At 68.4% G+C, this 9,389-nt stretch carries 13 protein-coding genes; 10 read left to right on the forward strand and 3 right to left on the reverse strand.

Features of this window, described 5'->3' with window-relative positions:
- Positions 1 to 153 precede the first annotated feature (153 nt).
- The 10 genes from MJ602_RS06410 to MJ602_RS06455 all read left to right on the forward strand — a co-directional run bounded on the left by MJ602_RS06410 (position 154) and on the right by MJ602_RS06455 (position 7,999).
- Positions 154 to 2,022 carry a glutamine--tRNA ligase/YqeY domain fusion protein gene (locus MJ602_RS06410; RefSeq protein WP_243020027.1) on the forward strand — a complete coding sequence of 623 codons (1,869 nt, stop codon included), beginning with the start codon at positions 154 to 156 and terminating at the stop codon, positions 2,020 to 2,022.
- Positions 2,023 to 2,613 (forward strand): ATPase, encoded by a 591-nt coding sequence (locus tag MJ602_RS06415; RefSeq protein WP_243020028.1) that lies wholly within the window; start codon positions 2,023 to 2,025, stop codon positions 2,611 to 2,613.
- Positions 2,580 to 2,768: a hypothetical protein gene (locus MJ602_RS06420; RefSeq protein ID WP_243020029.1), complete on the forward strand. Its 189-nt coding sequence runs from the start codon at positions 2,580 to 2,582 to the stop codon at positions 2,766 to 2,768. Before MJ602_RS06415 ends, MJ602_RS06420 begins: the two co-directional genes overlap by 34 nt.
- Before the next feature lie 115 nt (positions 2,769 to 2,883).
- Positions 2,884 to 3,213, forward strand: a complete 330-nt coding sequence (locus MJ602_RS06425; RefSeq protein WP_243020030.1) for a hypothetical protein — start codon at positions 2,884 to 2,886, stop codon at positions 3,211 to 3,213.
- Between the two features lie 183 nt (positions 3,214 to 3,396).
- A complete protein-coding gene (locus MJ602_RS06430; RefSeq protein WP_243020031.1) occupies positions 3,397 to 3,906 on the forward strand; it encodes a helix-turn-helix domain-containing protein in 510 nt (169 codons plus the stop codon).
- On the forward strand, positions 3,896 to 4,609 hold the full coding sequence (locus MJ602_RS06435; protein WP_243020032.1) for a nucleotidyl transferase AbiEii/AbiGii toxin family protein: 714 nt from the start codon (positions 3,896 to 3,898) through the stop codon (positions 4,607 to 4,609). The genes MJ602_RS06430 and MJ602_RS06435 overlap by 11 nt, the downstream gene beginning before the upstream one ends.
- 17 nt (positions 4,610 to 4,626) lie before the next feature.
- A complete protein-coding gene (locus tag MJ602_RS06440) occupies positions 4,627 to 4,956 on the forward strand; it encodes a hypothetical protein (RefSeq protein ID WP_243020033.1) in 330 nt (109 codons plus the stop codon).
- A 68-nt stretch (positions 4,957 to 5,024) separates the two neighbouring features.
- Positions 5,025 to 5,582 carry a DUF924 family protein gene (locus MJ602_RS06445; protein WP_243020034.1) on the forward strand — a complete coding sequence of 186 codons (558 nt, stop codon included), beginning with the start codon at positions 5,025 to 5,027 and terminating at the stop codon, positions 5,580 to 5,582.
- 66 nt (positions 5,583 to 5,648) lie between these two features.
- Positions 5,649 to 7,019, forward strand: a complete 1,371-nt coding sequence (locus MJ602_RS06450; RefSeq protein WP_243020035.1) for a S1 family peptidase — start codon at positions 5,649 to 5,651, stop codon at positions 7,017 to 7,019.
- On the forward strand, positions 7,016 to 7,999 hold the full coding sequence (locus MJ602_RS06455) for an FHA domain-containing protein (RefSeq protein WP_243020036.1): 984 nt from the start codon (positions 7,016 to 7,018) through the stop codon (positions 7,997 to 7,999). Before MJ602_RS06450 ends, MJ602_RS06455 begins: the two co-directional genes overlap by 4 nt.
- Before the next feature lie 38 nt (positions 8,000 to 8,037).
- On the opposite strand, the gene MJ602_RS06460 is transcribed toward MJ602_RS06455, so the two are convergent.
- From MJ602_RS06460 to MJ602_RS06470, 3 genes are read right to left on the reverse strand one after another with little or no spacing between them, the layout of a single operon-like run.
- Positions 8,038 to 8,517 carry a hypothetical protein gene (locus tag MJ602_RS06460; RefSeq protein WP_243020037.1) on the reverse strand — a complete coding sequence of 160 codons (480 nt, stop codon included), beginning with the start codon at positions 8,515 to 8,517 and terminating at the stop codon, positions 8,038 to 8,040.
- A complete protein-coding gene (locus MJ602_RS06465; protein WP_243020038.1) occupies positions 8,514 to 8,933 on the reverse strand; it encodes a MarR family winged helix-turn-helix transcriptional regulator in 420 nt (139 codons plus the stop codon). Before MJ602_RS06465 ends, MJ602_RS06460 begins: the two co-directional genes overlap by 4 nt.
- Positions 8,930 to 9,298 carry a GIY-YIG nuclease family protein gene (locus MJ602_RS06470; RefSeq protein ID WP_243020039.1) on the reverse strand — a complete coding sequence of 123 codons (369 nt, stop codon included), beginning with the start codon at positions 9,296 to 9,298 and terminating at the stop codon, positions 8,930 to 8,932. Before MJ602_RS06470 ends, MJ602_RS06465 begins: the two co-directional genes overlap by 4 nt.
- Positions 9,299 to 9,389: the final 91 nt, after the last annotated feature.

Consider the following 9,389-nt stretch of genomic DNA (forward strand, 5'->3'; position numbering starts at 1 on the left):
GGCCCCGGCACCGTGCCAGACCCTGCCCATGTGCAGCTAACGCACGAGGTAGGCCAAAGGATGGCAGAAACCGCCCACTTTTTTGTTTCTGGACGTACACACGCCATCTGGCAGCGCGCAAAACTTCACGGGGGCGCCCCCTAAAATGCCCGCATGAGCACCCCCACCCCCGCCAACACCCAACCCGCGGCCACCGCCGCGGCTGCCGAAACCACCCGTCCCAGCAACTTCTTGCGCCAAATCATCGAGAACGACCTCGAAAAAGGCACCTACGCCAGCCGCCGCTGGGCCGGCAGCCCCGGCGACGCCGCCCACCACGCGGCCGGCCAGCCCGACCCGGCCAAGATCCGCACCCGCTTCCCGCCCGAGCCCAACGGCTACCTGCACGTGGGCCACGCCAAGAGCATCTGCCTGAACTTCGGCCTGGCGCGCGACTACGGCGGCGTGTGCCACCTGCGCTTTGACGACACCAACCCCGAGAAGGAAGACCAGGAGTACGTCAACAGCATCATCGACGCCGTGAAATGGCTCGGCTTTGACTGGGCCCAGCCCGGCAACGACAAGCCCTACCAGGCCAGCGACTACTTCGACTTCATGTACCGCGCCGCCCAATGCCTGATCGAGGCCGGCCACGCCTACGTAGACGAACAAACCGCCGAACAAATGCGCGTGAACCGGGGCGATTTCGGCAAGCCCGGCGTGGACAGCCCCTTCCGCAGCCGCACCCCGGCCGAGAACCTGCGCATCTTCCGCGAAATGCGCGACGGCCAGCACGAAGACGGCAGCATGGTGCTGCGCGCCAAGATCGACATGGCCAGCCCCAACATCAACATGCGCGACCCGGCCATCTACCGCATCCGCCGCGCCACACACCACAACACGGGCGACAAATGGTGCATCTACCCCATGTACACCTTCGCGCACCCCATCGAGGACGCGCTGGAGCAGATCACCCACAGCATCTGCACGCTGGAATTTGAAGACCAACGCCCCTTCTACGACTGGCTGATGGAGCGCCTGATTGAGGGCGGCCTGCTCGCCGCCCCCGCGCCGCGCCAGTATGAGTTTGCCCGCCTCAACCTCACCTACGTCATCACCAGCAAGCGCAAGCTCGCCCAACTGGTGAACGACAAGCACGTGAGCGGCTGGGACGACCCGCGCATGCCCACCATCGTGGGCCTGCGCCGCCGCGGCTACACGCCAGGCAGCATCCAGCTCTTTGCCGAACGCATCGGCGTGACCAAGGACTACTCCTGGATCGACTACAGCACCCTGGAAGGCTGCCTGCGCGAAGACCTGGAAAACAAGGCCCACCGCGGCATGGCCGTGCTGGACCCGGTCAAGCTCGTGCTGACCAACTGGGCCGAAGTGTTTGGCTCGGACGCCTACCTGGAGGCCTGCACCCAGCCCGCCCTGCCCCACAGCGCCATCGCCGAAGGCCAGACGCCCCCGCCCGACCGCGTGTTCCAGATCGGCAAGGAAGTGTGGATCGAACGCGAAGACTTCGAGGAAGTGCCGCCCAAGGGCTACAAGCGCCTGACCCCGCCCAAGGTGAACCCTGACGGGTCCACGTCCCCCGGCGCCGTGGTGCGCCTCAAGGGCGGCTACGTTATCGAATGCACCGGCTGCACCAAGGACGCCAGCGGCCAGGTCACCGAAGTGCACGCCAAGGTCATCCCCCACACCAAGAGCGGCACCCCCGGCGCCGACAGCGTGAAGGCCAAGGCCGCCATCACCTGGGTGGGCGTGGCCGACGGTGTACAGGCCGAGGTGCGCCTGTACGACCGCCTGTTCACCGACGCCCAGCCCGACGCAGGCGGCAAGGACTTCCTGGCCCTGCTGAACCCGGGCAGCCTGAAGGTGGTGACCGCCTATGTGGAGCCCTCGCTGGCGGCAGCGCAGCCCGACGACAAGTTCCAGTTCGAGCGCTTTGGCTACTTCGTGGCCGACCGCAAGGACCATGCGCCGGGCAAGCCGGTGTTCAACCGGGTCACGGGCTTGAAGGACTCGTGGGGGAAGTGAATGCCCCTTGACCCGCCCGCCCCGCGCGTCGTGGTGTTTGCTGGCCCCAACGGGGCCGGCAAGTCCACCCACGCCGATGCGATCTTGGGAGCGCTGGGCATCCCCACCTTCGTCAATGCGGACTACATTGCCCGCGGCCTGGCCGGCCAACGCACCGAGACCGTGGCCTTTGCGGCGGGCCGCATCATGCACAACCGCTTGCGCGAGCTGGCCCAGGCGCGTGCCGACTTTGCTTTTGAATCCACTTTGTCCAGCAGGAGCTTTCACCCATTCTTGCTGCGGCTCAAGGAGCGCGGCTACCATGTGGCCATCTACTACTTTGTCTTGAGCAGCAGCCGGCTGGCCCAGCGCCGCGTCAAACACCGCGTAGCCCTGGGCGGCCACGATGTGCCGGCCGACGTGATCAAGCGCCGCTTCGGGCGCAGCCTGCGGAACTTCTTGCAGCTTTATGCAGGCGTGGCAGACGAGTGGATGGTGTTTGACAATTCCAGCGGGCACACCGCCCAGACCGTGGCCCATCTGACCCACGGACAGCAGACCATCGAGGACACAGCACTATGGCGCAAACTGCAAACCATGGCCCGCGACTGACCCCCAGCCCCCGCGCGCTGCAAAAGGCCCTGCTGCAATCCGCCCAGCAGGCCCAAAAACTGGCCCAGGCCTTCGGCAAAGTGGTGCCGGCAGAAAAGCGCAAGACCACAGCGCACACGGAGCAAGCGGCCCCAGCCAGCACGTCCGAACACTGATTGCAGTGAAAACGATGGCCGGCGCCAGAAACAACAACGTCTACGCCGACGACGTGAAGGCCAAGGCAGCCGTCACCTGGGTTGGGTGCCGCGGTTTTGGGATACAAACATCGCCATGCCTCTGACCCCGCCCCAACCGCCTGGCTTTGCACCCACCTACGCCCACGTACCATCCGGCCCGGTGGCGGGCCCCTTGCAGTTGCTACCCATCAGCGCCGAGGTGGTAGCGGTGCACACGGCCGATGGGACGCATGTGGGCTCGCTCAAAGAGGTGGGCGGGGTCTGGAAGTTCAAGGCCATGGGCTACGGCGCTGACGGTGGCATGGAGCCCGGCCACGGCCCGCTGACAGAGCAGCACAACATGCAGTTCGCCACCCCCGACGCCACCGAGGTGAGCGCGCGGTTGCTGGGGGCGCTGGCGGGCACGCCGGGGTCATTGCCTTGATTCCTTGCGTACCCAGTTTGCTTCTGTTTTTATAGCTGCTTGCGCTTGCCTATCAAGAGTCAGAGCCGAATTTGGCTTTGAAAATCGAAATAGGCGCGGAGGTTACGCACCATAACGCTCGATAGATGGAAAAGTGATTCTCATATTTGACAAAATTGATGTTTTGAAAATAATGAGAAACAAATGCCATCACCCGCACCCCTTACCCCCGAGCAATGCGCCGCCCAACTTCAAACCTTGGGCGCACAAATTCGCGCCCAGCGCAAGGCGCTGCGGCTGAGTGCGACGGTGACCGCCGAGGCAGCGGGCCTGTCGCGGGTGACACTGCACCGCATCGAAAAGGGCGAGCCATCGGTCACCATGGGCGCGTGGTGCAACGCCTTGGCGGCGCTGGGCATGGGGCTGCAGGCAACACCCAGCGCAGCCGATGCAGCAAAGCCAGCACCCGACCGCACCGGCTGGATTCCGGCCCGGGTGCCGCTGGCCGACTACCCGCAGTTGCGCGCGCTGGCCTGGCAGGTGCATGGCACCGACACGCTCACGCCTGCGGAGGCCTTGGGCATATACGAGCGCAATGCGCGGCACCTCGACATGCAGGCCATGTCTGCCAACGAACAGGCCCTGCTGCAGGCTTTGCGGCTGGCCCTGCCGCCCAGCGCCGAAACCGGCACGGGGGCCAGCGATGCAGTTTGAGCGCCCGCACCACCAGCGCATTGCGCATGTGCTGCAGGCACTGAACGGGGACACGCTGCGCCAGCATGGCTGCCTGTTTGGCGGCGGCACCTGCATTGCGCTGCGCCATGGCGAATACCGCGAGTCGGTGGACATTGTTTTTTTGGTGTCTGACGCGGCGGGTTACCACGAGCTGCGGCAACTGCTCACCGGCCCGCACGGGCTGGCTGCCATCACCCACGCGCACGCGCAGCCATTGGCGGCATTGCGTGAGATACGGGCCGACCAGTACGGCATACGCACGCAGGTGCAGATGGATGGGCAGGCGATCAAACTGGAAATCGTGCGCGAGGCCCGCATTGCTTTGGAGCCCCAGGTGGCCGACGACACGCTGTGCGGCGTGAGCACGCTGACGCGGCTGGACCTGGCCACATCCAAGCTGCTGGCCAATTCCGACCGCCAGGCGGACGACGGCGTGTTCAGCCGCGACGTGATTGACCTGGCCATGATGGGCCTGCCCCTGCCCGCCCTGCGCGCCGCGCTGGCGAAGGCGGAAGAGGCTTATGGCCCCTCGGTGGCGCGCGACCTGGGCAAGGCGATCGACCGGCTGCAGACGCGCACCGGCTGGCTGGAGCGCTGCATGCAGGCCATGGCCATGCAGATGCCCAAGGCGGTGTTGTGGCAAAAGGTGCGCGCCCTGCGGCGGGTTGTGCCCGAGGTGTGAGAAGGCCCACAACCCCCATGCGCCGCCGCAAACCCCACCACCACGTTTACGTGGTCGAACTCTCCAAGGACGTGCTGAACGAGCCGCGCTTTCGCAAGTGCAACCCCGGCTACATCGACGGCAAGCCCTGCGTGTACGTGGGCATGACGGGGCTGGACCCGGACGTGCGCTTTGACAAGCACAAGGCGGGCATCCAGGCCAACCGGTTTGTGACGCAATACGGCCTGCGGCTGCTGCCTGACTTGTACGAGGGCTTCAACCCCATGGGCTATGAAGAGGCGGTGGACAGGGAGATCGAAATCGGCATCGACCTGCGCTCGGCGGGGTTTGGGGTGTGGCAGGCTTGAAGGCCACTGGCCACCCCCACTTGCAGCGCTTTGCCCATGCGCCCCGCGAACCACTTTTGGCATGCACCATGACTTCACCAACCACCACCGATCCAGCAGCCGTCCTGCATTTCTGGTTCGACGAGCTGAGCGCCGCGCAGCATTTCGCCAAGGATGCCGCGCTCGACGCGGCCATTGCCCAGCGCTTCGGCCCCACCTTGGAGGCCGCCGCACGCGGCGAGCTGTCGGGCTGGCGCGCCAGCACGCCGGGGCGGCTGGCCGAGATCGTGGTGCTGGACCAGTTCTCGCGCAACGTGTGGCGCGACACGCCGCGCGCCTTCGCGCAGGACGGCATGGCCCTGGTGCTGGCGCAAGAGCTGGTGGCCAGCGGCCAGGACCGCGCCCTGCCCCCGGCGCAGCGGGCCTTTGCCTACATGCCCTACATGCACAGCGAGTCGGCCGCCATCCACGCGCAGTCGGTGCGGCTCTTCGCGCAGCCGGGGCTGGAGGGCAACCTGCGCTTCGCACTGCAGCACCAGGCCATCATCGAGCGCTTTGGCCGCTATCCGCACCGCAACGCCGTGCTGGGGCGGGCGTCCACGGCGCAGGAGCTGGCGTTTTTGAGCGAGCCGGGCTCGTCGTTCTGACCCGGCCCAGGCCGGAGCTTGCGCGAGCGCAGTGTTGGCGCCGCATCACGTTCTTAGAATGCCGCGATGCCTTCCATCTCCCGCTGGCCGCGCCGGCTTGTTACCCCTCTCCTTTGGCTGGCCTGCGGCCTGGCCAGTGCCCAGAACCCACCCATCAACGCCGATGCGCCCGGCGCCCCCGCCTCGGCCGCGCAACCTTCGGCGGCGCAGGCGGCGGCGCTCTCACGTGACGCCCGGCGCATCCATGCGCTGTCGCGCGACAAGCTGCTGCAGATCCGCACGCTGCTGCGCAACTCCAACACCCAGGCGTCGATTGGCTCGGGCTTTTTCGTGTCGGCCGATGGGCTGATCGTGACCAACTTCCATGTGGCCAGCCAGTTGGCGCTGGAGCCCGAGCGCTACCGGGGCGTGTACGTCACCATCGACGGGCAGGAGGGTGACGTCGATCTGCTGGCGTTCGACGTGCAGCACGATGTGGCCGTGCTGCGCGCACGCCAACGCACGGCCCCTGCGCCAGTGCTGGAGTTCCGCCCCGCCGCCGAGCCCCTGGCCCAGGGCGAGCGCATCTACTCGCTGGGCAACCCACTGGACATTGGCTTTGCCGTGACCGAAGGCACCTACAACGGCCTGGTGCGGCGCAGCTTTTACCCGCGCATCTTCTTTGGCGGCACGCTCAACCCCGGCATGAGCGGCGGCCCCGCCGTGGACGACGCGGGGCGCGTGCTGGGCGTGAACGTGGCCAAGCGGCTCGATGGCGAGCAGGTGAGCTTTCTCATCCCGGCCGAGTTTGCCCAGGCCCTGGTGCAGCGCGCGGCCAGCGCCCAGCCCATCACGCAGCCCGCCCACAAGGAGGTGGCGCGGCAACTGCTGGTGCACCAGCAGTTGCTGACCGAGCGCTTTTTGCAGACCCCCTTCCAGGAGCAGCGCCACGGCAACTACCTGGTGCCCGTGCCCGACGACGCGCTGGCGCGCTGCTGGGGCAGCGGGCGCGACCCGGACTACAGCGCGCTGCACCTGGAGCGCTCGGCATGCCAGACCAACAGCCATGTGGTGGCGGGCGACTTCAGCACCGGCACGGTGCGCCTGGGCTACGAGGCCTACAGCGCCCCCAGCTACGGCGCGGCGCGCTTCGCGCACATGTATTCGCGCAGCTTTGCCAATGAACGCATTCTCAACCGGGGCAGCCGCCAAAAGACGGCGGCCGAGTGTGCCGAGCGCTTTGTGGACCAGGGCGGCCTGCCGCTGCGCGCGGTGGTCTGCATGTCGGCCTACCGCAAGCTGCCCGGCCTGTACGACATGACGGTGCTGGCCGCCACCCTCAACCAGCCCACGCAGGGCGTGCTGGGCCGCCTGGACGTGCGCGGCATTGGCTTTGACAACGGCCTGAAGCTGGCCGAGCGCTTTCTGCAGTCCTTCCGGTGGGAGGCCGCGCCATGATGCCCACCCTGGCCCTGCTGGAGGCCTTTGACCGCCACGGCGCGCTGCTGGCGCGCGCACCCGTCACGCGCTGGCCCGTCACCGTGGGCCGCAGCCTGGAATGCGACCTGGTGCTGGACGACCCGCATGTGGCGCCCACACACCTGCGCATCGACCGGGCTGCGGACGCGCCCCGCACTGTGAGCGTGGAGGTGCAGCACACCCTCAACGGCGCCCTGCTGCAGCGCAAGCGCCACGCCAGTGGCGAGCGCTTCGACTGGCCCGACGGCGCGCCGCTGGAGATCGGCCGCACGCGCATTGCACTGCGCCTGGCCGATGCGCCCATCGCGCAAGAGCTGCCGCTGCCGCACTTCCCCTGGCGCACACTGGCCGCCACCGTGGCCCTGCTGGCACTGATGCTGGCCGCCGTGCTGGCCGCTGAGTGGCTGAAGGCCGACGACAGCACCAAGTACCTGAAGGCGCTGCCCGGCGCGCTGCTGGGCATAGCGCTGTTCATGGGCGGCTGGGCCGGGCTGTGGGCCATTGCCAACAAGGTGTTCGACGGCCACCTGCAGTTCTGGCGCCACATGCGCATTGCCTGCGCGCTGTACCTGGGGGCCGAAGCCGTGTCGCTGGCGACCAGCTTGGCGGCGTTTGCGCTGTCGTGGGAGGCTGTCTCGCGCTTTGGCTATGTGCTCATCACCCTGGTGCTGGCCGCAGGCATCTACGCCCACCTGGCCGCCGTGCTGCCGCGCCGCCGCACCGGCCTGGCCTGGACGGTGGGCGCCGTGCTGGCCCTGGGCCTGCCCGCCTGGATGGGGGTGCAGTGGCTCAACCATGCGCGGCTGTCGAACCAGCTGTACATGAGCAGCCTGTTCCCGCCCAGCCTGCGCGTGGCCCCCGCCGTGCCGGTGCCCCAGTTCACGCAAGAAGCCGGGGCGCTGCGCGAGCGGCTGGACCGCCGCGTGAAAGCAGACGACGACAACGAGGACGAGGAGTAGCGCCCGCTGCCAGGCCGGCGGCCTGGCCTGGCGGGCTTTTACCGCCCCGCGAACGTCGCCAGCGGCGCGCGCACGCGCTGCGCCGCCAGCGCCAGCCACGCGGGCGTGCCCAGGCCTGCCACCAGGTCGTGGCGCAGCGCGCCCCAGTGCGGGTCGTCCGGGTCCAGGCCCAGGGCCTCAATGAACGGCGCCTGCACGATGAAGCACTGGCGCCGGTAGGGCAGCAGGTAGGCCGTGCGATCCGTGCCGAGCACGGCCAGGGCGTCCTCGTGGCGCGCGAACCAATGGTTGAGCAGGATGCCGGTGCCCGGTGCGTGCCAGAAGTCGCCCAGATCGTCCCCCGCCGCAGCTTGGCCACACAGCACGCGGCGGGCGTGGTCCCAGTGGGCAAAGCCCACGGCACGCGCGGCGTCGTGCAGGCAGTCGGCCAGTTGCAGGCTGCCCGCCACGCCCTCGCGCCGCGCGCGGTTGAGCCGCACGCGGGCGCGGGTCTTGAGTTCGTCCAGCGCGCTGTTCACGCCGACCCCGCCATGGTGGTGGGCGCCAGGTGGCGCAGCAGCGCCGCCGCATCCGTGGCACCCTCGGGCAGGCCCTGCAGCGCGTCAGCACACAGCGAGCTGGCCGTGGCGCGGGCTTCGTCCAGCACGGCACGGCCGGCGGGGCGCAGGCTGACCTGGCCCGCCGCGCGCGCGATGTGGCCGGTCTTCTCCAGCGGGATCAGGCGGCGCACCACCGCCGACAGCGGCACGCCCAGTGGCGCCACCAGCGCGGCCGTGGGCAGGCAGCCGCCCTCGGCCCGCGCCAGCACGTGCAGCAGGATGAAGTCGGCATGGCCAATGCCGTGCCAGGTGCCCAGCGCGTCGTCCAGCGCCAGTTGCAGCCGGGCGTGGGCCAGGCTGATGCCCAGGCAGAGATCGAGGGCCGGCGCGCTCATGCCGCCAGCTCCTCTTGCCACAGCGCAAGCAGCGCGGCCAGGTCGGCGCGGTGCTCGGCGTCGGTGGCATCGGCGCGGGGTTTCAGCGTATCGAGCACCTCGAAGCGCAGCGCCGCCTCGCCGTGCGTGCGCCAGGCCTGCTGCAGGCGCCGGTCGGGGTGGCCGCCCATGCGCAACTGGAAGCGCTCGCGGTTGAACGCGCCCGGCAGGTTGGTGCTGGCCTTGACGCAGACGAGCCCTTCCGCCTCGCAGCGGATCGCGTACACGCCCATGGGCGGCGGGTTGTCTTTGTAGTGGCGAGTGAGCGCGCGGCGCTGCGCGGCGGCGCCGGGCTGGGGGGACGGGAAAACGGGGGAAGAGTCCATGACAGGTTCCTTGGCATCGTGTGCGGCCACCCCCGCGCGGGGCCGACGAAACAAGGGATGAAGCTGTCAGGCAACAAGAAAAAAGCCCGTG

Source organism: Simplicispira sedimenti, from assembly GCF_022760965.1.
Lineage (GTDB): Bacteria > Pseudomonadota > Gammaproteobacteria > Burkholderiales > Burkholderiaceae_C > Simplicispira > Simplicispira sedimenti.

Bases quoted from the DNA above. Each gene is read 5' to 3' on its own strand.
- MJ602_RS06410 (WP_243020027.1), top strand. From the start codon at position 154: ATGAGCACCCCCACCCCCGCCAACACCCAACCCGCGGCCACCGCCGCG.
- MJ602_RS06415 (WP_243020028.1), top strand. From the start codon at position 2,023: ATGCCCCTTGACCCGCCCGCCCCGCGCGTCGTGGTGTTTGCTGGCCCC.
- MJ602_RS06420 (WP_243020029.1), top strand. From the start codon at position 2,580: ATGGCGCAAACTGCAAACCATGGCCCGCGACTGACCCCCAGCCCCCGC.
- MJ602_RS06425 (WP_243020030.1), top strand. From the start codon at position 2,884: ATGCCTCTGACCCCGCCCCAACCGCCTGGCTTTGCACCCACCTACGCC.
- MJ602_RS06430 (WP_243020031.1), top strand. From the start codon at position 3,397: ATGCCATCACCCGCACCCCTTACCCCCGAGCAATGCGCCGCCCAACTT.
- MJ602_RS06435 (WP_243020032.1), top strand. From the start codon at position 3,896: ATGCAGTTTGAGCGCCCGCACCACCAGCGCATTGCGCATGTGCTGCAG.
- MJ602_RS06440 (WP_243020033.1), top strand. From the start codon at position 4,627: ATGCGCCGCCGCAAACCCCACCACCACGTTTACGTGGTCGAACTCTCC.
- MJ602_RS06445 (WP_243020034.1), top strand. From the start codon at position 5,025: ATGACTTCACCAACCACCACCGATCCAGCAGCCGTCCTGCATTTCTGG.
- MJ602_RS06450 (WP_243020035.1), top strand. From the start codon at position 5,649: ATGCCTTCCATCTCCCGCTGGCCGCGCCGGCTTGTTACCCCTCTCCTT.
- MJ602_RS06455 (WP_243020036.1), top strand. From the start codon at position 7,016: ATGATGCCCACCCTGGCCCTGCTGGAGGCCTTTGACCGCCACGGCGCG.
- MJ602_RS06465 (WP_243020038.1), bottom strand. From the start codon at position 8,933: ATGAGCGCGCCGGCCCTCGATCTCTGCCTGGGCATCAGCCTGGCCCAC.
- MJ602_RS06470 (WP_243020039.1), bottom strand. From the start codon at position 9,298: ATGGACTCTTCCCCCGTTTTCCCGTCCCCCCAGCCCGGCGCCGCCGCG.